The sequence below is a fragment of the Dictyoglomus sp. genome (assembly GCF_049968615.1).
Classification (GTDB): domain Bacteria; phylum Dictyoglomota; class Dictyoglomia; order Dictyoglomales; family Dictyoglomaceae; genus Dictyoglomus; species Dictyoglomus turgidum.
Window position 1 is genome coordinate 1 of record NZ_JBMFQK010000001.1, and the last position, 23,319, is coordinate 23,319.

General features: G+C 34.3%; 21 protein-coding genes and 7 tRNA genes. 5 read left to right on the forward strand and 23 right to left on the reverse strand.

Annotated elements, in window-relative coordinates; genetic code table 11:
* From ACP5QL_RS00005 to ACP5QL_RS00025, 5 genes are all read right to left on the reverse strand, one after another.
* The coding region (locus ACP5QL_RS00005) for a GTP-binding protein (protein ID WP_428124875.1) at positions 1 to 292 on the reverse strand (292 nt) is incomplete at its 3' end.
* Between the two features lie 89 nt (positions 293 to 381).
* Positions 382 to 457: transfer RNA gene (locus ACP5QL_RS00010), tRNA-Thr, on the reverse strand.
* Between the two features lie 5 nt (positions 458 to 462).
* A tRNA-Met gene (locus ACP5QL_RS00015) sits at positions 463 to 539 on the reverse strand.
* A 9-nt stretch (positions 540 to 548) separates the two neighbouring features.
* Positions 549 to 634 (reverse strand) — tRNA-Tyr (locus tag ACP5QL_RS00020).
* Between the two features lie 7 nt (positions 635 to 641).
* A tRNA-Thr gene (locus ACP5QL_RS00025) sits at positions 642 to 716 on the reverse strand.
* A 123-nt stretch (positions 717 to 839) separates the two neighbouring features.
* On the opposite strand from ACP5QL_RS00025, the gene ACP5QL_RS00030 reads away from it, so the two are divergent.
* Positions 840 to 2,498, forward strand: a complete 1,659-nt coding sequence (locus ACP5QL_RS00030; protein WP_272995383.1) for a S1 RNA-binding domain-containing protein — start codon at positions 840 to 842, stop codon at positions 2,496 to 2,498.
* 51 nt (positions 2,499 to 2,549) lie between these two features.
* Here ACP5QL_RS00030 and ACP5QL_RS00035 read toward each other — a convergent pair whose 3' ends face one another.
* Positions 2,550 to 2,903, reverse strand: coding sequence for a hypothetical protein (locus tag ACP5QL_RS00035; RefSeq protein ID WP_272995385.1), 354 nt, complete (start codon positions 2,901 to 2,903; stop codon positions 2,550 to 2,552).
* A gap of 119 nt (positions 2,904 to 3,022) precedes the next feature.
* On the opposite strand from ACP5QL_RS00035, the gene ACP5QL_RS00040 reads away from it, so the two are divergent.
* Together ACP5QL_RS00040 and serS are read left to right on the forward strand one after the other, a co-directional pair.
* Complete coding sequence (locus tag ACP5QL_RS00040; RefSeq protein WP_272995390.1) at positions 3,023 to 3,688, forward strand: metal-dependent hydrolase; 666 nt, start codon at positions 3,023 to 3,025, stop codon at positions 3,686 to 3,688.
* 17 nt (positions 3,689 to 3,705) lie between these two features.
* Positions 3,706 to 4,983, forward strand: coding sequence for a serine--tRNA ligase (gene serS / locus ACP5QL_RS00045; protein WP_012583734.1), 1,278 nt, complete (start codon positions 3,706 to 3,708; stop codon positions 4,981 to 4,983).
* A 26-nt stretch (positions 4,984 to 5,009) separates the two neighbouring features.
* On the opposite strand, the gene ACP5QL_RS00050 is transcribed toward serS, so the two are convergent.
* Both ACP5QL_RS00050 and ACP5QL_RS00055 read right to left on the reverse strand, forming a co-directional pair.
* Positions 5,010 to 7,259 carry a vitamin B12-dependent ribonucleotide reductase gene (locus ACP5QL_RS00050; protein WP_012583735.1) on the reverse strand — a complete coding sequence of 750 codons (2,250 nt, stop codon included), beginning with the start codon at positions 7,257 to 7,259 and terminating at the stop codon, positions 5,010 to 5,012.
* The gene (locus tag ACP5QL_RS00055) at positions 7,256 to 9,868 is read right to left on the reverse strand and encodes a tetratricopeptide repeat protein (RefSeq protein ID WP_428124876.1); all 2,613 of its coding nucleotides are present in this window, start codon (positions 9,866 to 9,868) and stop codon (positions 7,256 to 7,258) included. Before ACP5QL_RS00055 ends, ACP5QL_RS00050 begins: the two co-directional genes overlap by 4 nt.
* A 135-nt stretch (positions 9,869 to 10,003) precedes the next feature.
* Here ACP5QL_RS00055 and ACP5QL_RS00060 point away from each other — a divergent pair, with 135 nt between their 5' ends.
* A complete protein-coding gene (locus ACP5QL_RS00060; RefSeq protein WP_012583737.1) occupies positions 10,004 to 11,044 on the forward strand; it encodes a 6-phosphofructokinase in 1,041 nt (346 codons plus the stop codon).
* A gap of 5 nt (positions 11,045 to 11,049) precedes the next feature.
* On the opposite strand, the gene ACP5QL_RS00065 is transcribed toward ACP5QL_RS00060, so the two are convergent.
* Positions 11,050 to 11,505: a DUF2062 domain-containing protein gene (locus ACP5QL_RS00065; protein ID WP_273333414.1), complete on the reverse strand. Its 456-nt coding sequence runs from the start codon at positions 11,503 to 11,505 to the stop codon at positions 11,050 to 11,052.
* On the reverse strand, positions 11,471 to 11,986 hold the full coding sequence (locus ACP5QL_RS00070) for an HIT family protein (protein WP_272996422.1): 516 nt from the start codon (positions 11,984 to 11,986) through the stop codon (positions 11,471 to 11,473). The genes ACP5QL_RS00065 and ACP5QL_RS00070 overlap by 35 nt, the downstream gene beginning before the upstream one ends.
* Positions 11,987 to 12,062: 76 nt before the next feature.
* Here ACP5QL_RS00070 and ACP5QL_RS00075 point away from each other — a divergent pair.
* Positions 12,063 to 12,152, forward strand: a tRNA-Leu gene (locus ACP5QL_RS00075).
* A gap of 5 nt (positions 12,153 to 12,157) precedes the next feature.
* Here ACP5QL_RS00075 and pfkA read toward each other — a convergent pair.
* The 13 genes from pfkA to minE form a co-directional block, all read right to left on the reverse strand.
* Positions 12,158 to 13,114 (reverse strand): 6-phosphofructokinase, encoded by a 957-nt coding sequence (gene pfkA, locus ACP5QL_RS00080; RefSeq protein ID WP_420536153.1) that lies wholly within the window; start codon positions 13,112 to 13,114, stop codon positions 12,158 to 12,160.
* A complete protein-coding gene (locus tag ACP5QL_RS00085) occupies positions 13,114 to 13,932 on the reverse strand; it encodes an acetyl-CoA carboxylase carboxyltransferase subunit alpha (protein ID WP_012583741.1) in 819 nt (272 codons plus the stop codon). The genes pfkA and ACP5QL_RS00085 overlap by 1 nt, the downstream gene beginning before the upstream one ends.
* On the reverse strand, positions 13,926 to 14,768 hold the full coding sequence (accD, locus tag ACP5QL_RS00090) for an acetyl-CoA carboxylase, carboxyltransferase subunit beta (protein ID WP_012583742.1): 843 nt from the start codon (positions 14,766 to 14,768) through the stop codon (positions 13,926 to 13,928). Before accD ends, ACP5QL_RS00085 begins: the two co-directional genes overlap by 7 nt.
* A 44-nt stretch (positions 14,769 to 14,812) precedes the next feature.
* On the reverse strand, positions 14,813 to 18,196 hold the full coding sequence (locus ACP5QL_RS00095; RefSeq protein WP_428124877.1) for a DNA polymerase III subunit alpha: 3,384 nt from the start codon (positions 18,194 to 18,196) through the stop codon (positions 14,813 to 14,815).
* A 23-nt stretch (positions 18,197 to 18,219) separates the two neighbouring features.
* The gene (locus ACP5QL_RS00100; protein WP_012583744.1) at positions 18,220 to 18,519 is read right to left on the reverse strand and encodes a hypothetical protein; all 300 of its coding nucleotides are present in this window, start codon (positions 18,517 to 18,519) and stop codon (positions 18,220 to 18,222) included.
* Between the two features lie 33 nt (positions 18,520 to 18,552).
* The gene (locus tag ACP5QL_RS00105) at positions 18,553 to 19,185 is read right to left on the reverse strand and encodes a uracil-DNA glycosylase (RefSeq protein ID WP_012583745.1); all 633 of its coding nucleotides are present in this window, start codon (positions 19,183 to 19,185) and stop codon (positions 18,553 to 18,555) included.
* Positions 19,173 to 19,835, reverse strand: coding sequence for a protein-L-isoaspartate(D-aspartate) O-methyltransferase (locus ACP5QL_RS00110; protein ID WP_012583746.1), 663 nt, complete (start codon positions 19,833 to 19,835; stop codon positions 19,173 to 19,175). The genes ACP5QL_RS00105 and ACP5QL_RS00110 overlap by 13 nt, the downstream gene beginning before the upstream one ends.
* Before the next feature lie 5 nt (positions 19,836 to 19,840).
* Positions 19,841 to 20,698: a polyamine aminopropyltransferase gene (gene speE, locus ACP5QL_RS00115; protein WP_272996429.1), complete on the reverse strand. Its 858-nt coding sequence runs from the start codon at positions 20,696 to 20,698 to the stop codon at positions 19,841 to 19,843.
* Positions 20,699 to 20,704: 6 nt separating this feature from the next.
* Positions 20,705 to 20,977, reverse strand: a complete 273-nt coding sequence (locus tag ACP5QL_RS00120; protein WP_428124878.1) for an acylphosphatase — start codon at positions 20,975 to 20,977, stop codon at positions 20,705 to 20,707.
* A 10-nt stretch (positions 20,978 to 20,987) separates the two neighbouring features.
* Positions 20,988 to 21,064, reverse strand: a tRNA-Pro gene (locus tag ACP5QL_RS00125).
* 10 nt (positions 21,065 to 21,074) lie between these two features.
* A tRNA-Pro gene (locus tag ACP5QL_RS00130) sits at positions 21,075 to 21,149 on the reverse strand.
* Between the two features lie 32 nt (positions 21,150 to 21,181).
* Positions 21,182 to 23,059, reverse strand: a complete 1,878-nt coding sequence (locus ACP5QL_RS00135; protein WP_428124879.1) for an ATP-dependent helicase — start codon at positions 23,057 to 23,059, stop codon at positions 21,182 to 21,184.
* 5 nt (positions 23,060 to 23,064) lie between these two features.
* The gene (gene minE, locus ACP5QL_RS00140; protein ID WP_012583750.1) at positions 23,065 to 23,307 is read right to left on the reverse strand and encodes a cell division topological specificity factor MinE; all 243 of its coding nucleotides are present in this window, start codon (positions 23,305 to 23,307) and stop codon (positions 23,065 to 23,067) included.
* Positions 23,308 to 23,319: the final 12 nt, after the last annotated feature.

Sequence of the window (23,319 nt, forward strand, 5' to 3'; positions counted from 1 at the left end):
GCGCAGCACCCGTTATCATGTTCTTTATATAGTCAGCATGCCCTGGCGCATCTATGTGCGCATAATGCCTGTTGGGCGTCTCATACTCCACATGCGCTAAATTTATCGTCACTCCCCTCGCCCTCTCCTCAGGCGCTTTGTCTATGTCTTCGTACTTCAATGGCTTCGCTAACCCTTCCGCAGCTAATGCCATCGTTATGGCTGAAGTTAATGTCGTCTTCCCATGGTCTACATGCCCTATCGTACCTATATTCACATGTGGCTTCGTCCTTACAAATTTCTCCTTCGCCATCCTTTATCTCCTCCTAAGGATAAATTAATTTAAAAATTTTCTCAGATTATATCCTAAAACCACTAAATAAAAAAGAGGCAAAATTTTAGTGGAGCCCACGACCGGGATCGAACCGGTGACCTTACCCTTACCAAGGGTACGCTCTGCCAACTGAGCTACGTGGGCTCAATTGGTTGCGGGGGAGGGATTTGAACCCTCGACCTCCGGGTTATGAGCCCGGTGAGCTACCTGGCTGCTCTACCCCGCGATCCTTTAGTGGTGGGGAGGGAGGGATTTGAACCCCCGAAGGCACCCGCCAGCAGATTTACAGTCTGCCCCCTTTGGCCACTTGGGTACCTCCCCACCTATATGGAGCCGAGGGAGGGATTCGAACCCACGACCCGCTGATTACAAATCAGCTGCTCTGCCTCTGAGCTACCTCGGCGAGCCATTGAAAAGTATACCCATAAATTAGTGGTAAGTCAAGAGGCATCTTTTTTATGTTTTCAAGTATTTTATGTTATAATTGAAGAAAAGTATATAATTTTACAGAAAGGAGGGAAAAATTGTGGAAGAAATTTCAGACATAAAACTTGAAGAAACCGATTTATCTCTTTCCATTGATAGTTTAGTATATGGAAATATACTAAGCAAAAACAAGGATGGATTATGGCTGGATATTGGTAAAAAGTACGATGCTTTCCTACCCTATAGTGAATTATCAAAAGACCTAAAAGTGAAGCTTGAAAAGAATAAAGATATAGATAACATTCCAGTAGTAATAACATCTATAAACTATAGAGAGGGAATCATTACTGTTTCCCATAAAAAAGCTGTAGAAAATAAGATATGGGAAGAACTCTTATGGGCATACCAAAACAACGAGCCTATTCAATGCAAAGTCACAGATTATAATGGTAGAGGATTTATTGTGGAAATTAAGAATGAAATAGAAGGTTTTATTCCAGCAAAGGAAATTGATATTCCTCCTATTAACTCCCCTAAGTACTATATAAATCGAAGAGTCGAAGGAAAAATTAAAAAGATAAATCCTGAAAAAAAACAGTTAATAATCTCTGTAAGAGAGATTCTTGAGAAAAAGCAAGAAGAAGAAAGAGCAAATCTCTGGGAAAAAATAAAAAATTCCCAAATCGTGAGAGGAAAGATAATAAAAATTGACGATGAGAAAATCACCGTAGATTTAGGATTAGGAATTACAGGAGAAGTAGAAAAAGACGAAATTTCTTGGTTTCCTATTAGAAATATAAGGCGATATTACGGTGTAGGAGATATTGTAAAGGCTAAAATCTTATCTCTAAATGAAGATAGTAAAACTGCCAAATTAAGCATCAAGCAAACTCAGCCTAACCCATGGTCGGTATTTAAAGAAAAGTATCCAGAAGGCTCCATTGTAGAGGGAGAAATAATTAAAATTGCAGGAGGACTTGTAGTAAAGGTTGATAATTTAATAGGCTATATACCTGTTAGTGAAATCTCATGGGGAAGACCTTCAAACATAAAAAATGAACTAAAAATTGGAGACAAAGTTAGATTGAAAGTCCTTAATATTGATGAGATAAATAAAAAAATATTTTTAAGTATGAAACAGGTGGAACCAAATCCTTGGGATGTGATTGATAAAAATTATAAAATTGGCGATATTGTTTCGGGAAAAATAACAAATATTACGGAATTTGGAATATTTATTGAAATCAAGCCAGGACTCGAGGGGCTCATACCCAAAAAGTTCCTTTCCTGGGAGAGAACAAATGACCTATTTGAAAAGTTTAAAATTGGAGATACACTAGAAGTAAAGATTATAGACCTGGATAAAGAAAATAAAAAACTAACTTTAAGTAGAAGAGATCTATTGAAAGATCCCTGGGAAGACATAAATGAAAAATATAAAGAAGGACAAAATATTAAAGGAAAAATAGTAGAAAAAATAAAAGATGGTTACATCGTAGAGTTAGAACCCGGCATAGAGGGATTTTTACCTAATACTCAGCTTTCTTTTGAAAAAGAAAATGAAAAAGTAGAATTCAAAGAAAACGAAGAAATTGAGGCAAAAATAATTAAAATAAATCCCCAAACAAGAAGAATACACCTTTCTATCAAGGCTTTGATGAGAGAAAAATTAGAGCAAGAAATGAGAAAATACTTAAACGAATATACTCCGCCCCCACTAACTCTTGGAGAAATCTTAAAACTCAAAAACAGAAGCTAATTTTAATAGATTCCCCTCTTCTTGAAAAGAATTTAGGGGAAGAGGGGAATTTTATTTGGACATTAATATTTCTAATATTCTTGTAAGTTTTTTATCTAATAGGTTTATTTTCTGCTCTAATTCTTGCAAATTTATGGTTGAGCTTTGTTTTTCAGTAACTTTTTTGATCTCTTCCATTAATGCCAATTCTTGAGTTCTCAAAGCTCTAATAATATCTGTTATTTCTCTTACTTCTCTGCTTAAATATTCCTCTTTTTCAGAAAGTTCATCTATTTTCTTATGAATTTCATAAATATCAGCAATCTTCCCCTGTGAAGAGCTTAAAAGTCTATACAAAAATATAAGAAAGACTATTATTACTCCAAAAATAACAAAGTCCAGAATTCTTGCTAAGTTTATTGTCATTACAGTCTTCCCCCCATATAATATGATTTTTTACCAATTTCCTGTTATACTTTATAAATATAACACATAAGGAGGAAATATTAAACAGCATGATATATAAGACTCACATATCATTAAATATGCTACTTTTGCAAGCAATTTTAAGAATTTCAAATATTCCTATTCAAGAAATATTAACCCCATGGGGTTTAGGTATATCCGTAGGAACCCTGGTAGGAACATTTATTCCAGATATTGATGCGCCAAAGTCTGAAATCTCTAAAAGAATCTTGCCTGCAAAGACCTTATTAAACATGTTAATACCATTACTAAGTTTTATTTTATCTTTCTCCCTTTTCACTTTTTTAGATCTCAAATCTACTCTAAATACCATTGCACAAAAATCAATTTTTTTCCTTTTAATCTTTATAGGAGTTTTACTTATATTAAACCTCATTTTTAATTCTCTTTTAAAACCACTTTTTGAACATAGGGGTCTCCTACATAGCTTGACAGGTTTGACCTTTTTAAACATACTACTTTCTATATTTTATATTAACAACCTTAAAAACCTTCCACTAAATCTCAGTTATTTCTATAATGGTTTCTATACAGGCATCAATATCGGGTATTTAGGCCATATAATCGGAGACTCCTTTACCTACCAAGGGATAAGACCCTTTTATCCAGTAAAATGGAAAATCTCTTTAAGGATATTTAGAACCAACAGTCTCCAAGAAAAAGTACTATTCTATACATTATCCCTTGCAAATCTTATTCTTTTATTACAAAATATACTCCAATAAGCAAAGGAGGTACAAGAATGATTGACATTAAAATCCTTAGAGAAAATCCAGAAATTATGAAAGAAAACATTATACTAAGGAATTTGGATCCTCAAAAATATGACGTAGACTACATTATAGAATTAGATGCAAAAAGAAGATCTTTACAAAAGGAACTGGACAATTTAAGAGCTCAAAGAAACAAGATATCCCAAGAGATAGGAAAACATCAAGGAGAAGAAAGAGAAAAACTCATAAAAGAGGCAAAAATCTTAAAAGAAAAAATAGAAGAATTAGCAAAAGAATATGATAATGTAGAAAAAGAACTTTTTTCAAGACTTTGGCAACTTCCCAATTTCCTTTCTCCTAAAGCTCCAAGGGGGAAAGATGAAAAAGACAACGTGGAAATAAAAAAATGGGGAGAGATAAAAACATTCAATTTTACTCCTAAGGATCACTTAGATCTTGCATTATTAAACGATCTCGTAGATTTTGAGAGAGGAAGTAAAGTTACAGGATCTAATTTTTACTATTTAAAAAACGAAGCAGTACTTTTAGAATTTGCTTTATTTAGATTAGTAATAGATACTCTTCTTCCAGAGGGTTTTAAATTATTTATAACTCCTGATTTAGCTCGAATGGAAATTATAGATGGTATTGGATTTCAACCTCGTGGACCTGAAGCTCAAATATACAGAGTAGAAGATACAGATTTAGGATTAATAGCTACCGCAGAGATAACCCTTGGAGGGTATCATAAAGATGAAATACTTGACGAGCTTGATCTGCCTCTAAAATACTTAGGCTTTTCTCACTGTTTTAGAACTGAAGCTGGTGCTTATGGTAGATACAATAGAGGATTGTACAGAGTACATCAATTTAGCAAAGCCGAGATATTTATAATATGTAGACCAGAAGATTCTGAAGAAATGCATGAGTATATACTGGGCTTAGAAGAGAAAATCTTTCAAAAATTAGAGATTCCTTATAGAGTTTTAGATATTTGTTCTGGAGATCTTGGGGCCCCTGCTGCCAGAAAATTTGATATCGAAGCATGGATGCCAGGAAGAGGAGAATTTGGAGAAGTAACGAGCTGTTCAAACTGTACTGACTATCAAGCAAGAAGATTAAATATAAGATTTAGAAGAGTCACTGGAGAAGTAGAATACGTACATATGCTTAACGGCACAGCTATTGCTATCTCAAGAGCGTTAATTGCTATCTTTGAAAACTATCAACAAGAAGACGGAAGTATTCTAATTCCTAAAGCTCTTCAACCTTATATAGGGATATCAGAAATAAGACCAAAAAAATAAGGAAGCCCCAAGGGGCTTCCTTTAATTTAATAACATTTAGAATATCCACAAACCCTACAAGTTAAACACCCTTCTGCAACTTGCAAAGGCGATCCACATTCAGGACAAGGCATTCCAGAATAATTCTCGCTCTTTTCTGTCTTCTCCTCACTTCTTACTATGAAATCATTGAGAGTGTTGTTTTTTCCTTCTTTTAGATTGAGATATTTTTCCAATGCTTTTCCTATAGCATCAGAACAAGAGAGAATAAGATCTCCATCTTCTGTTCTTGCTGGATTAGGACATCTTATTCCTTTTAATTGTTTAATTATAGCATTTACATCAACTCCACTCCTCAATGCAAGGGATATAAGCCTGGATATAGCCTCTGTTTGAGATGCTGCACATCCTCCTGCCTTACCAAGAGTTGAGAAAACTTCACATATACCAAATTCATCCTCATTTATGGTGATATATAAATTTCCACAACCTGTCCTCATTTTTATAGTCGCGCCTTTTGTAATCGTTGGCCTTGGCCTGGGAATTAGCTTATGAGCATCTCTCTCCTTAGTTTCCTTCTTTTCTTTTTCTACCGCCAAAACTTGAGAGGCTCTTGATTTATCTCTATAAACTGTTATTCCTTTAAGTTTTAATTCGTAAGCCATGAGATATATCTTTCTTATATCCTCCAAGGTGGCATCCTCTCTCAAATTTACTGTTTTGGATACTGCATTGTCTACATATTTTTGAAAAGATGCCTGCATTAACACATGATCTTCTGGAGAGATATCTAAAGCAGTTACAAATAACCTTTTAAGTTTTTCAGGAATCTCAGTTATATTTTGAATAGTGCCTTTTTGAATTACCTTTTCTATTAATTCCTCAGAATATAGGTTTTCTTTAATCAATGCCTCCTTAAATAATGGATATACTTCATTCCACTCACCAAGACTTATTTTACGCTTAAAGGCAAGAGCAAAAATAGGCTCTATACCTGATGAACAGTTAGCAATGATACTTATGCTTCCTGTAGGAGCAATGGTAGTTAGAGTTGCATTTCTCAATCTCAACCCCATATCCCTATAAATACTCTTATCCCAATTAGGAAAAACTCCTCTTTCTTTTGCAAGTTCTTGCGATGCTTCTCTTGCCTCTTTTTGAATAAAACTCATAATATTCTCTGCAATATCTCTTGCTTCCTTAGTGTTATAGGGTACTTCAAGCCTTATCAATAAGTCATAGAAACCCATTACTCCAAGCCCTATCTTTCTATTTGCTTTAGTCATTTCTTCTATAGGTTTTAACGGGTAAAAATTAGCATCAATAACGTTATCCAAAAAATGTACTGCATTATGTACAGTAGTTCTTAACTTATCCCAGTTTATTTCATACTTATCTCCAACTTTTTTCAACATTCTGCCGAGGTTTATAGAACCTAAATTACAAGATTCAAAAGGAAGTAAGGGCTGTTCACCGCAAGGATTTGTAGACTCTATCTCTCCAACTTCGGGTGTTGGGTTTTTTCTATTTATCTCATCTATAAATATTACACCAGGTTCTCCATTCTTCCATGCTTGCTCTACTATAAGATCAAAAAGCTCTTTAGCCCTTATCCTCTTAACCACTTCTTTATTCCGAGGATTTATAAGAGAAAATTCTTCATCATTCAACACTGCCTCCATAAAACCATCAGTTACAGCTACAGAAATATTAAAATTAGAAAGGACACCTTCTTGATCCTTACAGGTTACAAATTCCCAGATATCAGGGTGGTCTACCCGAAGAATTCCCATATTAGCCCCTCTTCTAACACCACCCTGTTTTATAGTATCTGTTGCCGCATCATATACTTTCATAAAACTAACCGGTCCTGAAGCTATTCCTCCTGTACTTCTAACGATATCTCCCTTAGGACGAATTTTAGAAAAGGAGAAACCTGTACCTCCACCTGACTGATGTATTAAAGCTGCATACTTCAGGCCATCAAAGATACTCACTAAGGAATCTTCAATAGGTATTACAAAACATGCTGAAAGTTGGCCTAAAGGCCTTCCTGCATTCATCAAAGTAGGAGAATTTGGTAAAAACTCCAGAGAAGACATCATTTCATAAAAGATATCTTTTACAGCTTCTACATCTGCATTAGGATCATAAATCAAATCCACCTTTGCAATGGTCTCTGCTACTCTTTCAAACATCTCCTCAGGAGTCTCAATTACATTACCATTCTCATCCTTTTTCAGATACCTTTTCTCAAGAATCATTAATGCTTGTTCAGTTAATTCAACTTTTTTCATTGTCTCCTCTCCTTTTTAAGCTCCTCTAATTTATTTTTCAATTCTCTTAAATTTGCATCATTAGGAGCGTATTTTAACCCTTCATTTAACACAACTTCTGCAGAAAATAGATCTCCTTTTTGAAGATAGGCATAGACCAAATTTCCGTAAGCTTGTACATAATCTTTTTTAGTTTCTAAAGCTTTTTTAAACCATAAGATAGCCTCATCATATCTGCCTGACATAAAAAGAACTGCTCCTATATTATTCATAATCTCAGGAGAATTAGGCTTAAGTTCAAGAGCCTTCTTAAAATAATCAAAAGCCGAGTTATAATCCTTATTCTTGTAAGCTTCAAGCCCCCTTTGGATATAAACTCTCTCATCTATTTTTATTTCTTTAAGTTTGTCCTCTTTACCCAGTTGTTTATAAATGACTCTCAAGAGCTCTAAAGCATTTGAGTAGGTAGGGTCAATATTCAAACTTTTCAAAAGATATTCCTCTGCCTTATTTAAGTCACCTAATCTGTACATAACTAATCCAAGGTTAAATAATATATTTTTATCATTAGGATTTATGCTCAAAAGTCTTTCGTAAATTTCTTTAGCTTTTTCAAAATCTCCCTCTTGGAAATAAAATTTTGCAGCGTAGCTTGCTGCCTCAACATGGTAAGAATCTATCTCAAGAATTCTTTCAGCTATCTCGAGAGCCTTCTCTTCATTCTTCAAATCAGTAGAATACATTTTCAATAGATTTTCCATAGGAGGAACACAATATCTATCATAGGATAAAGCCTCATTTAAATATTCTTCCGCTTTTTTAATTAGGGTCTCATCTTTTCTTCCTAGATAATGGTAAGCTTGAGCATAAAAAGCTCCCACAAGATTATATGTTAACGACTTATAATAAGCATTTTCCAAAAGCCCTTTAATATGGCTCTCTCCCTTTATGAAAGCCTCCTTTTTAATATCCTCATTTTCAGCCCCTCCCATAATCCCTAAATATGCTTTTATTACTGCCTCATGAAAAGCTGTTTCTTGAGGGCGTAATTTTATTGCCTCCTCTAATATGGCAGCTGCCTTTCCAACTTCGCCAGAATTTATATAGTCCAATCCATATCTATAATAAATTTCTGCTCTAAAAAATTGCAAAGAGAACTTTATACTGAAAATACTTACGAAGATACACAATATTAGAATAAATAATCTAGCCAAAGAAGAAAGAGAAACTTCCCATACAGAATCTTTCTTTTCCAGCTTAAAAAATATCATAATAAAGGCGGTCAATATCCAGAAGTATAGATAAGTCGCAGATAAACCAAAAAGAACAAGTCCCTGCACCAAAAAAGAGATCCATCCTGTAAGAGCTCCTAAGAAAAGAATTCTATTTTCGGGATTAATATGGTGGTAATTTTTAATACTATAGAAGAAAACACTCACTATGATAAAAATAAAGGAGAATAAACCAAAAAGACCTTGAGGAAAGAGTATATCTAAAAATTCATTATGCTCTCTATCAGGATATCCCTTTCCTCTATCATATCTTGCTAAATCTAAGGATTTGTAAGGGGTGAAATTAAAGGAAAAGGTTTCTGGACCTAATCCATATATTATTCTTGGCGATTTTAAAATCTTATCTTCAAAAAGTCTTACACTATCTCTCCAAGTCAAGACCCTTGGGTTTTGTTGAGTTACTCCGAGGCCAGCTCCTATACTTTCAAATCTCTCTTTAAGAGAAAATAACCCTACATCCTTTCTCTCAAGGTACAACTTTGTTTCACTGATATAAAAAATACCAACAGTAAAGCCTAAACCTAAAACTAAAGCCAAGGTTATTATCTTGTTTTTAGAAGTAAAGAATTTTTTCTCTTTCAACAACACAAAAGCGTAATAAAATATAATCCCAACCAAAAAAGCAACCCAAGCACCACGAGTATAACTTCCAAGAAGAACTAAAAAAGATAGTAAAAATAAAAAATAAAGAGAAATCTTCAAACATAAGTTTTTTACCTGATATATTAGAGCCAAAATAAGAGGCATCACCATTACCAAGAAGTGTCCCAAAAAATCAGCATGTCCTAAAGTGGAAATTATTCTTGATTCTGTTCTTACTCTCTCATACCAAGGCATTAATCTATACAGTTGCAATGCTCCAAAGAAGTCAACAACAACTGTAGTAATAACAATAGTCCAATAGAAATATCTTAATTCTGTATGAGTTTCTATAACATCGTAAAGAAGAAAAAAAGTAGCAAAATAGAAAAAATAAGTTAAAAATCCCATTTGTCTCATGTATGAACCAAAGAAACTCAAGTAGAAGTTAGTAGAAAATATGGTAGATAAACCCCAAGAGATTAAGAATAGAAAAATTCCAGCAGAAACAATTTTGGGAGGTAATCTCAATCTTTTATTTAAAATATACGTCCAAACAGCCCATAACAACAAAGCAAAGCTGCCCAATACTCTAATAAGGGTTACCTTAGGTATCTCAGATATATCGTGTAATTTAAGAAAAATAGGTTGTGCAATAGGAACTAAAAAGACCATTAAAAGCAAAAAAGCAAAAACAAACAATCTCAAATAATGATTTAATGTGATATCTTTATTATTCCTAATAACTCTTTTATTCATTTTTTTCCTACCCCTCAAGGATTTATTTATGACATGTCTATAAAGTCTAACAACCTTTAAAAAGCTTGTCAATTTTTATTCTAAATAATAAAATCATAATTAATCAAAAAAAACTCTTAAAAAGGAGGAGGAAAAATGAGCAAAATGCGCATTGGTGTACTAACAGGTGGAGGAGATTGTCCAGGATTAAATCCAGCTATTCGTGGGATCGTAATGAGGGCATTGGATTACGGGGATGAAGTTATAGGTCTAAAATATGGATGGGCTGGACTTATCAAAGCAGATACGATGCCATTATCCTTGGATATAGTGGAGGATATTCTTGAAGTTGGTGGAACAATTCTTGGAAGTTCGAGAACAAATCCTTTTAAAAAGGAAGAAGACGTCCAAAAATGTATTGAAAACTTTAAAAAATTAAACTTAGACGCCTTAATAGCCATAGGTGGTGAGGATACCCTTGGAGTTGCATCAAAATTTAGTAAACTTGGTCTTCCCATGATTGGTGTTCCAAAGACCATTGATAAGGACTTAGAAGAGACTGATTATACCCTTGGTTTTGATACTGCCGTTGAGGTAGTTGTTGATGCAATTAAAAGACTTAGAGATACTGCAAGATCTCATGCCAGAGTTATTGTGGTAGAAATAATGGGGAGACATGCAGGATGGTTAGCCCTTTATGGAGGACTTGCAGGTGGCGCAGATTATATCTTAATTCCTGAAGTAGAACCAAATCTTGAAGATCTCTACAACCATATAAGAAAACTCTACGCCAGAGGAAGAAATCATGCAGTTGTAGCCATTGCAGAGGGAGTACAACTTCCAGGCTTTACCTATCAAAAAGGTCAAGAAGGAATGGTCGATGCCTTTGGTCATATCCGCTTAGGTGGTGTAGGAAATGTTCTTGCTGAAGAGATACAGAAAAACTTAGGAATTGAGACTAGAGCGGTAATTTTAAGCCATCTTCAAAGGGGTGGAAGTCCCTCAATAAGAGATAGAATCATGGGACTTCTTCTTGGTAAAAAAGCTGTAGATTTGGTACATGAAGGAAAATCCGGACTATTTGTAGCTGTAAAAGGAAATGATTTAGTACCAGTAGATATAACCCTGATTGAAGGAAAGACAAAGAATGTTGATCCAGAATTTTATGAAAGTGTAAAGACATTCTTTAATAAGTAAAAAATTTAAGAAGAGGAGGGTTTGTGCCCTCCTCTTTTTTTTCTATAAGTTGTTACTATTTTCTTTACAACAAGATAAGAAATTACTGAAAATGCAGTTGATACAATAAAGTTTCCCAATAAATAGGATATGGCAAAAACCTTAAAGCTTCCCCTCTCAAACCCTCGCCATTCAAACTTACCAGTTAAAATAAAATCTCCTACAAAATAACTCAAAGCCCAAAAGAATGGAGAGGTAAAATAATTCATTATAAAAGTTCCAAGTAGCCCTGCTAAATAATTTAGTTTGAAAATATAAGAAATCAATATCACTAAGATTCCTCCAACCCCAAAGGTTGGAAAAATACCTATAAAAACGCCTATACTAAAACTTAAAGCGATTTTTTCAGGTGGATCTTTAAATCTGAGTAACTTAAGATAGATATACCTAAGAAGACTCTTGAGATTTCTTCTCTTCTTCATATAGTTTCTCTAAAACTGGCTTTAGTTTTTTATATGTACTCTGCAAGTCTTCAGGAATTACCTTTGTTTCACCTAAAACAAACATGAAGTTAGTATCCCCATTCCACCTTGGAACTACGTGCATATGCAAATGTTCAGCTATTCCTGCTCCAGCTACTTCTCCTATGTTGAAACCTATATTAAACCCGTGAGGATTCATGGTCTCTTTTAAAGCTTTGACAGACAATTGAAGAAATCTCATCATTTCCATAAGAGTTTCAGTATCCAATTTAGTAATATCATTGGTATGTTCATAAGGCACAATCATGAGATGTCCGTTATTGTAAGGATATAGATTCAATATGATAAAATTAAACCTTCCCCTCAACAGAATTAGATTTTCTTCGTCTTTATTTTCTAAAAGTTTTTTACAAAAAATACAGTCCTTTTCTTTCTCTGATACAACATACTTTATCCTCCAAGGACAAAATAACCTTTTCACCAAAGATTTCCCCTTTCTTCAATTGGATTTAGATCTTGACAAAAGCTTATACTAAAAGTTATCATTTATCAAGAGTGCCGAAGTGGCGGAATTGGCAGACGCGCCAGACTCAAAATCTGGTGGGTGGGTGACACCCGTGCCGGTTCGACTCCGGCCTTCGGCACCAATAGTCTACCACAAACATTCCACCTCCCAATAAAGTTCCGGTGGAACTCTCTTCTTATATTTTGATACTTCTTCAAGGGAAATAGGAACAGGGGAATTCTTTTGCCATCCTATCATTACTCCGCCTTCCCCATTAAGAAGTCTCTTTATAGCTTCTACCCCCATAAAGGTAGCCATATTTCTATCAAAAACCGAGGGTGAACCCCCTCTTTGAATATGCCCGAGAACAACTATTCTTGTAGAAATTCCAAGCCTATCCTCAATCTGCTTACCTATAAAATAGGCACTTCCAACACCTTCTGCTACTACAATAATATTGTGTCTCTTTTTCCTTTTTTGCCTTTCTCTCAGTTTTTCTGTAATATATGGAAAATCAATAGGAACTTCTGGAATAAGAATTATATCTGCACCACTAACAAGTCCTGAAGTAAAGGCTATGAAGCCACACTCTCTACCCATGACCTCAATAACAAAGGTTCTTTCGTGAGCTGCGGCTGTATCTCTAATTTTGTTTATCGCATCTATTACATTGTTGCAGGCAGTATCAAACCCTATAGAAAAATCAGTACCCCACACATCATTATCAATACTGCCAGGAATTCCCACCACATTTATACCCTTTTTAAAAAGATCATAGGCACCCTTAAGAGAACCTTCTCCTCCGATCACTATTAAAGCGTCTAATCCATGTTTTTCCATATTTTCAATGGCTTTCTTCTGACCTTCTTCTTCTCTAAACTCATCCGATCTTGCAGTACGTAAGATAGTACCACCTTTTTGAACTATCTCGCTTACATCATCTCTTGATAATACCTTAAATTCCCCCTCAATTAAACCCTGATATCCCCTCTCTATCCCTATAATTTCTATTCCCTTAGATATTCCAAACCTTACAATAGCCCTTATAGCAGAATTCATTCCAGGAGCATCTCCACCACTTGTAAGCACTCCAATTCTTCTAATCATTTTTCTTCCTCCTCAACAAATCTACCATAACTCCTCAATTTTATCCATCTTTCTTCAAGAAGGACCCTTGTCTCTTTATTTTTATACTTCTTCAAAACTCTACTTAACGCTTTTCTTAGATTTTCGACAGTACCAAGGAAATCCTCATGAGCTCCACCATTAGGCTCTGGAATAATTTCATCTACAAGTCCTAATTTCAAAAGATCTTCAGAAGTAATCTTTAAAGCCTCAGCAGCTTCGGGAGCCTTAGAAGAATCTCTAAATAAGATAGAAGCACATCCTTCAGGAGAGATTACAGAATAATAAGCGTTCTCAAGAATCATAATATAATCTCCAACACCTATTCCCAAAGCTCCTCCACTTCCGCCCTCACTTAAAACTACTACAATTATGGGTGTTTCTAAGAGGGACATTTCTTTTAAATTATTAGCAATTGCCCAAGCCTGTCCCCTTTCTTCTGCCCCTATTCCTGGATAAGCTCCAGCAGTATCAATAAAAGAGATAACAGGCAGAGAAAATTTTTCTGCCAACTTCATAACTCTCAAAGCCTTCCTATATCCTTCTGGATGGGGCATACCAAAATTTCTTTTCATCTTCTCTTGAATAGACTTTCCCTTCTCCTGTCCTATAATAACTACACTCTCATTTTCAAAACTTCCAAAACCAGCAATTATTGCAGGATCATCTCCAAAAAGTCTATCACCATGAAGTTCTAAAAAATTATCAAAAAGCTCATTCAAAAAATCAGTAAAAGTAGGTCTTTTAGGATGCCTTGCTATTAAGATTCTCTCCCATGGCGACAGCTTATTTACCATACCTTCCTCCATAGGTGGTTTAGTATGGAATACAATACACTTTTAAGTTTCTTTCTTTCTACAACCATATCTATCATACCATGCTCTAAAAGAAATTCAGACTTTTGGAAACCCTCAGGAAGTTTCTGCTTTATTGTCTGCTCAATAACCCTTGGTCCTGTAAACCCAATTAAAGCTCCTGGTTCTGCAATAATTACATCTCCAAGCGAACCAAAACTAGCAAGAACCCCCGCGGTAGAAGGATGAGTAAGAATGTTTATATAAGGTATCTTAGCTTTGCTAAGTCTCCCTATAGCTGCACTGGTCTTTGCCATTTGATAAAGCGAAAATAAACCTTCTTGCATTCTTGCTCCACCTGAGGCAATTACAGAGACCACAGGAAATTTATCAACTATTGCTCTTTCAACAACCCTCACTACTTTCTCTCCTACTACCGATCCCATACTTCCACCTATAAATCTAAAATCCATGACCATGATATAAATAGGAATACCATTAACTTCTCCTTGTCCAGCAAGAATGGAATCTTTTAACCCTGTAGCTTCCTGAGCTTCCTTTAATCTCTGAGTATATGGCTTCGTATCAGTGAATCCCAAAATATCAACTGGAGCAACATTCTTGTATATCTCTTTGAAAGTTCCATAGTCTATTAACAGATCTATTCTTTCCCATGCGGTCAACTGGTCATGATAACCACATTTAATGCAAACTTTATAGTTCTCATTCCAATCTTTAGAGTATATAATTTGAGAACACTGAGGACATTTTATCCATAAACCATCAGGAATATCTCTTGAGTTATTTTTCTCATCTTTTTTAAACCAATCCCTGAACATGTCCCCTCCTAATAAAATACAAATTTTAATTATTTTACCATAAATCACAAAAGTTTTTGCATACTTTCAAGTTTACATTCGATCCCATATTTCTTAAGATTATCTAAATTTTTCTTAAGTTCTTCATCATAAGTAATCCAAAAATCTGGAGCTGTAAGAATAGCATTCTCATCAAACCTTATGATTACAGGAACAAGTCCTTTCTTATTTTTCAAAATTTCCTTTATTCTAAATAGTACTTCATAACCAATTCTGTTATCCAATTGAATCAGCAAAATATTTCCCTCTAAATCTCCTACCTGATCCACAATTATTTTTATTCTCTCTTCAGACTCATCCTTATCAACTTCTAATCTTCCACTAATAATTACTTTTTTACCTTCTCTTAGAATATCCTTATGATTACTATATACACTGGAAAACACAGTAATTTCCGCCTCTCCAGTAAAATCTTCAAGGGTAGCAAAAAGCATTTTTTGATTCTTTCTATCAATAACTTCTCTCACATTTTTCAAGATACCTGGAACAACCACCTGAGAACCAGATTCTATTTCGAGGAGATCATCAATGGTATAATCAAAGAGTTTCTCTGAAAGTTTCCTCAATTCCTCTTGAGGATCATAAGATACATAAAATCCTAACATTTCTTTTTCCATGTCAAGAATTTCATCTATAGAAAATTCAGGCATATTATTTATAAATTCATCTTGAGGTAGAGCCTCTAAATCAATAAGAGAAACCTGCCCTACGTGAGCTTTCTTTATCACTTGAGCAGATTCAAGAATCTTATCTATATTAGCCAAAAGCGCCCTCCTACTATATCCAAAACTATCAAAAGCTCCACTCTTTATGAGACTTTCCAAAGCCCTTTTGTTAATGACCTTTGAACTCAATCTTTTTATAAAATCAAAGATAGACTTGAATTTACCTTTCTCTCTTTCCTCCACTATAGCTTCTGCCACATTCTCTCCTACATTCTTAATAGCTGATAAGCCAAATCTTATCCCTTGTGGGGTAACTGTAAAATCTACCATACTTTCATTAATATCTGGAGGCAATATCTTTATACCTATTCTTTTAGCCTCAGCTATATATTTACTTAGCTTAGTAGTATTGTTTTTAACGCTCGTAAGGAGTGATGCCATATATTCCTTGGGATAATAAACTTTTAAATAAGCTGTCTGAAAAGAGACAAAGGCATAAGCTGCGCTGTGAGATTTGTTGAAACCATATTCTGCAAATTTTGCCATATCCTCAAAAATTTCTACTGCTACCTCTTCTGGTATTCCTCTTTCTACAGCCCCTTTTACAAAAATCCCTCTCTGTTCCTCCATAACCTCTGGCTTTTTCTTACCCATTGCTCTTCTCAAAACATCTGCTTGACCCAAAGTAAATCCTGCAAGTTTATGAGCAATCTCCATAACTTGCTCCTGATAAATTATTACTCCATAAGTCTCAGATAGTATTGGTTCTAATGCAGGATGCATATATTCAACCTTTTCTTCCCCCCTTTTTCTTTTTATATAACTCTCCAATCTACCAAGAGGACCAGGCCTATACAAGGCAAGAACTGCTATAAGATCTTCAAATTTTTCAGGTTTAATATCCCTTAGAAGATTTCTCATACCCCTACTTTCTAACTGGAAAACTCCAATAGTGTCTCCTTTTTGCAAAAGCTCGTATACTTTTTCATCAGTTAGAGAAATATTACTGATATCTATTTCAATACCATAATTTTCTTTAATTTTCTTAACAGTATCGTAAATTACAGTAAGAGTTCTTAGCCCTAAAAAGTCCATCTTTAAAAGTCCTAATTCTTCTAAATTAGTCATAGGAAACTGAGTTACCACATCATTACCGTTCATAACTTGCAAAGGAACGTATTCCATTAAAGGATCCTTAGAAATTACTATTCCTGCAGCATGAATTGATGCATGCCTTGCATTACCTTCTATCCTCTTCGCAATTTCTATGATTCTTTTAGCTTGTGGATTGCTTTCTACCAAATTTCTTAACTCTTCTGAAGTGCTTAAAGCCTCTTCAATACTAGTATTTGGAGGTATGAGTTTTGCTATTCTATCTACCTCATTATAAGGTACATCAAGAACTCTACCCACATCCCTTACAGAAGCTCTTGCAGCCATAGTTCCAAAGGTTATAATTTGAGCTACATGTTCCCTTCCGTATTTATTTCTAACATATTCAATAACCTCTTCTCTTCTCTCAAAACAGAAATCAATATCTATATCTGGCATCGTTACCCTTTCAGGATTTAAAAACCTTTCAAAGATTAAACCCCATCTTGTAGGTTCTATATTAGTTATACCTAAAACATAAGAAACCAAGGAGCCAGCTGCTGATCCTCTCCCAGGTCCCACAGGAATACCTTTACTTTTTGCATAATTAACAAAGTCCTGAACAATTAAGAAATAACCTGAAAACCCCATTTGTTTTATAACTGAGATCTCATAAGATAATCTCTCTTTAATCTCCTGAGGAATATTTTCTCCAAACCTCTTCTTTGCACCTTCCCAGCATAACTTCTCAAAATAAGAATCTAAGGTTTCGCCTTCTGGAACTTCAAATACAGGAAGGATGATATTGTTAAGGGGAATTTCTACATTGCATCTTTCAGCAATTTTAAAAGTATTCTCTATAGCTTCAGGCACATCCTTAAATAGGTTTATCATCTCATCAGGAGACTTAAAATAAAATTCGTTAGTTTTAAATCTTAATCTATCTTTATCATTCAACTTAGATCCTGTCTGTATACAGAGGAGTATATCGTGAATCTCTGCGTCTTCTTTTCTAAGATAATGAACATCATTGGTTGCCACGAGAGGAACATTAAATTCTTTAGCAAGCCTAATTAAGTAATTGTTTACATATTCTTGCTCCTCCATCCCATTATTCTGCAATTCTAAGTAGAAATCCTCTCCAAAAATATCTAAGTACTCTTTTATTGCATTTTTTGCCCTCTCTATATTGTTTTGTAAAATGTAAGTTGGTATTTCACCAGCTAAACAACTTGATAAAGCAACAAGCCCTTTGGAATATTGTCTCAATAAATCCTTATCCACCCTCGGTTTATAATAGAATCCCTCTAAAAAAGATAAGCTCACTAACTTTATTAAATTTTTATAACCTTCAAAGTCCTTTGCAAGAAGAATTAAATGAAAAAGATCAGTCCTTTGTTTTTTATCAAATCTTGAAGCTGGAGCCACATATACCTCACATCCAATAATAGGTTTTATTCCTTTCTCTATGGCCTTCTTATAAAAATCTACAACTCCATACATTACTCCATGATCAGTAATAGCTACAGCAGGCATATTAAAAGCAACAGCTTGGTCTATTAATTCATCAATACGACAAGCTCCATCGAGCAAACTATACTCTGTGTGCACATGCAAATGCACAAAACTCATGTATTAATCACCTAAACCAAAATTTATAGTTGAGATGGATCTATTCCTACTAAGACAAAAAAACTTTCTAAAGCTCTTTTTTTACCCCTTGCTACGGGATCATTTTCCTCCTTGAGACTTTTATACTCCTCAATAGTCTTCTCAATAGCCATATCTAAGCCTACCTCTTCCACTAACTTATATAACTCTTTATATTTATCATGTCTTGCTTCGGCATTTTTTCTCCAATATTCAGGATTTTCAGTATGAACACTCATTAACATATCCTGCTTTGCCAATTTCGAAAAACCATCTAATCCCTTTAATATGGATTCCTTATCCATGATAATCATCCCCTTTCACAAGTTTTTAATTGTCTACCAGAAAGAAAGCTGTTCTTTCTCCTTTTTATTAGGTAAATTCTGCTCTTTTTCTGATTTTAACACTGCTTCATATAATTCTTTTAGTTTTTCAAAGTCCTTTTTAATATTTTCAAGAAGTTTACCATGATAAAGAGCTGCTGCAGGATGATAAGTAACAAAAACTCTTCTTCCATCCACGTAATAATCCTTTCCATGAGACGTAGAAATATTTACAGAATGTCCTAATATGGCATAAGCAGCATACCTACCTAAGGTACATATAATTTTGGGATTTATAATCTCAATTTGCTGTCTCAAGAAGGGAAAACATACTCTTATCTCTTCAGGAAGAGGTTCTCGATTATTAGGAGGACGACATTTCAAGACATTGGCTATATATACATCTTCTCTCTTAAGTCCTATGGATTCTATGAGCTCTGTAAGAAGTTTTCCAGCTGCTCCTACAAAAGGTTTTCCTTGTTGATCTTCATGAAAGCCTGGAGCTTCTCCTACAAACATTATAAAAGCATCTGGATTACCCTCTCCAAAAACTAAGTTAGTCCTTTCCTGCCACAAGGAACAATTTCTACAACCCTCTGCCTCTCTTCTTAAAATTTCAAGCTTACCCACTTTATTTAATCTTTCCATCCATATTCTCCTTTCAAAGGAACAAATCTCACCCCACCTAAATTTTCTCTATAAAAATTTCCATTTTTTTTTGTTATTTTATACAAATACTGAAAATCTCTTCCTCCTATAGGTATAACCATCACTCCTCCATCTTTCAGCTGTTCTTTTAAAGGATTCGGAATATCATAAGAAGCAGCCGTAACTATAATTCTATCATAAGGGGAAAATTCCTCCCATCCTAAGGTCCCATCTCCCACTTTGAAATAAACATTACTATACCCTAATAGTTTTATTCTTTTCTTTGCTTCTTCAGATAATTCTCTTATCCTTTCTATGGTATAAACCTCCTTAGCTAGTTCTGCAAGTATAGCAGTCTGATATCCAGATCCTGTTCCTATCTCTAAAACCTTCTCATCACCTTTAAGATCTAAGGCTTCTGTCATTAAAGCCACAATATAAGGTTGAGAAATAGTTTGTTCATATCCTATAGGTAAAGCTTCGTTCTCATAGGCAAGATCCAAATATTCAGAAGGAACAAAGATATGCCTTGGTACTTTAAGAATAGCATCTAACACTTTTTGAGATTTTATACCCTCATTTTTTAAAATCTCAACTAAACTTTTTCTTTTATATTTATATTTTGGAGCATCAAAATCTTTAAAACTCAAGGCTTTTAGATCAATTTTCTTAGATACTTAGGCAAATGAAAAAGATGATTATGGGTCTCTCCATCGTAATATTTTAATTCACCTTTTATTTTTTTACCAATCAATTCATTAATAACTTCTACAGGCTTAAAAGGATTTAACTCATCTCTTGAACCTATAAGGAAACCCCAACTTCCATCAAAAGAGGGAATAAAAGTTTGATAAGAGTGAGAACTCTTAAAAACTGCAGAAAAATTCTTTTTAATGTTAAAATGTTTATATTCCTGCCCTAGCTGAACAGTTTCAGCCTGAGTAACTACTATTCCTGAAGGGTTAAGGATATGATAAATCATCTTATAAAATTCTTCGGTATATAATCTATAGGCTGGGGTATCAGGATAAGGCTCTGGTAAATCAAGGACTACTATATCAAATTTTTCACAGGTATCTCTAACAAAATTCCAACCATCCTCAAAAATTAACTTCACCCTTTCGTTCCTAAAAGCTCCTTGATGCCATTCCCAGAGGTATTTTTCAGCAAAATCTACTATGTTAGGATCTATTTCTATAGCTGTAATGTTTACATTCTCATACTTTAATAACTCTCTTAAGGTTGCTCCCTCTCCAGCCCCTATAACAAGAACCTTTTGAGGATTAGGATGTAATATTAAGGCAGGATGAATAAGGACCTCATGATAAATAAACTCATCCTTTTCAGTAGATTGCATTTTACCATCTATTATTAAGCATTTACCATAAGTAGGATTCTTAATAATTTGTATCCTTTGATAAGGAGATACTAAATCTACTATGACTTCTTCTATCTTATAACAGTGCAATTGATCTTCTGCAACCAAATCCACATACCATTCGTAATCATACATTTTTTCTCACCTTATTTCAAAGTCCATAAATCTATTTTTACATTCTCCCCAGATAACTTCAACTCTTTCAACTACCGCTCCTAAAGGACCCTCCTCTAATTTTTTAATAAATTCTCTCAGAACATCTTCTTCTCCTTCAGCCTCAACTTCTACTCTTCCATCTCTTAGGTTTCTCACATACCCAGAAATACCTAATCTTTTTGCCCATTTATAGGCAAAATATCTAAATCCAACTCCTTGGACTATCCCTGAAATATAAGCATGGATATACTTTTTCATTGCTTAGAAGTGGTCGGGGCGACTGGACTTGAACCAGCGACCTCCTACTCCCGAAGCAGGCGCGCTAGCCAACTGCGCTACGCCCCGATTAAAAAAGTGGTCGGGGCGACTGGACTCGAACCAGCGACCTTCCGCACCCCAAACGGACGCGCTTCCCCTGCGCTACGCCCCGACTCTTTCTGGAGATATTATACCATAAATTATCTATTTTTTAACACTTAAAAGATGACTAATCTCCTCAATAAATCTTGAGGGTTCTTGATATCTATTATATCTCTTTACAGCATAAGAAAGATAAAGTTTTTCTTTTGCTCTTGTTATTCCTACATAACACAACCTTCTTTCTTCCTGTATTTCTTCCCTTGTAGCTGCGTTGTAATGGGGTAATAGACCTTCTTCCATACCAACTAGGAAGACTACTTCAAATTCCAACCCCTTCACACTATGAAGAGTTATTAGTGATACCTTTCCTTCTTCTAAACTACTTTCAAGTTTACTACTAGTCAAACTCAGATGACTTAGAAAATCTCCTAAGGTATCTTGTGTTTTACCTGGAAAATTATCTGCAAAATCCATCAGTTCCATTAGATTGTCCATTCTAATTGTTAATTCCTCTTTTCCTTGGTTCTGAAACTCTGATAAATAATTGGTCTTGTCAATAATAGTAGCAATTAGCTCTCTTATATTCAAACTACTTTTTAAATCCAAGAAATACTTCCAAAGATCGTAAAAAGATTTAACTTCTCTCTTAATTCTTGAAACTTCTCCTATTGCCTCCAACAAAGAGTAGCCTTTGTTATAGTATTCTCTTATCATATTAAAAGTAGCTTCGCCTATTCCTCTTTTTGGAACATTAATTATTCTCTTTAAGCTTATTAAATCGTTGGGATTGTAAATTATATTTAAATAGGCTACTATGTCCTTTACTTCTTTTCTATCAAAAAAACTCAGTCCTCCTATTACTTTATAGGGTATATTATTTCTTATCAAGGCTTCCTCGAAAGGCCTTGATTGACGATTAGTCCTATACAGTATAGCTATTTCAGACAATTTCCTCCCTTTTGCTAACTCAAGCCTTATTTGACGTATAACAAAATTAGCCTCATCCTCTTCGTTTAGTGCCCTAAAAAGTATGGGATAAGTACCATCTCTTTTATCACTCCACAACTCTTTTGGATATCGCTTATCATTATTAGCAATAAGAGCATTTGCAATTTCAAGTATCTGCTGAGTCGACCTGTAATTTTTGGTCAGAAAAATAATCTTTAAATTTTTAAAATCCTTTTCAAGTTTAAATATATTCTGATAATCTGCACCTCTAAAGCTATATATGCTTTGGTCGTCATCTCCTACTACTGAAAATTTTTGCTTATCAAGGACAATTATTTTAAATAGTTCATACTGGGCTTTATTAGTATCTTGATACTCATCCACCAACACATATTCAATCTTATCTTGTAAAAAGCCACATATAGCTGGGTTCTCATAAAGCAAATTTATAGAATATAAGAGTAAATCAGCAAAATCCAGAGCATTATTTTTTCTTAATTCTTTCTCATACCTTTTATACACTTCTAAAACTATTTCATCAAAAGAATTAGAAATAATATTAGAAAATTCTTGGGGAGTAATCAACTGATCCTTTAATCGGGATATCTTTTCCTTTATGTCTCTTGCACTATATTCTTTTGATCTATTTAGATCTTTTAAAATATCTTTTATCAAATTTTCCTGATCATTCTCATCATAGATTACAAAATTAGGACATAGATTCCAATATCTACCAAAATTTTTAAGGAGATACAAGCCAAATCCATGAAAAGTACCTGCCCAAACTTTATCTACATTCTTCACCCCTAACAGGTTATCTATTCTTCGCTTCATTTCCTCTGCTGCTTTATTTGTAAAAGTCAGTGCAACAATATTTTCAGGCTTAGCAAAATTATTTTTTATCAAATAAGCTATCTTATAGGTAATAACTCTGGTTTTTCCAGAACCAGCACCTGCTAAGATTAGAACAGGTCTTTCTATCTCAAAAACAGCCTCTAATTGCTCTTTATTTAACTCGTTAAGAAAATCCATAATCTTTAATCTTTTAAGGGTATGTCAATTCTAAGAATTGATTTATTGTCTTCACTTGATAATTCTATTTTTATATTATTTGAATCAAAAGTTAAATATTTTGAAACTGTATTTACAAGATCTTCTTTCAACTTCTCTACAAGCTGAGGTTCAATCTTAGCTCTATCATAAACTAAAACTACTTGAAGCCTTTCTTTTGCAACATCCTTAGAAGTAATTTTCCTTCCCCAAATTGTATTTAATAGCATCTTCCCCTCCTC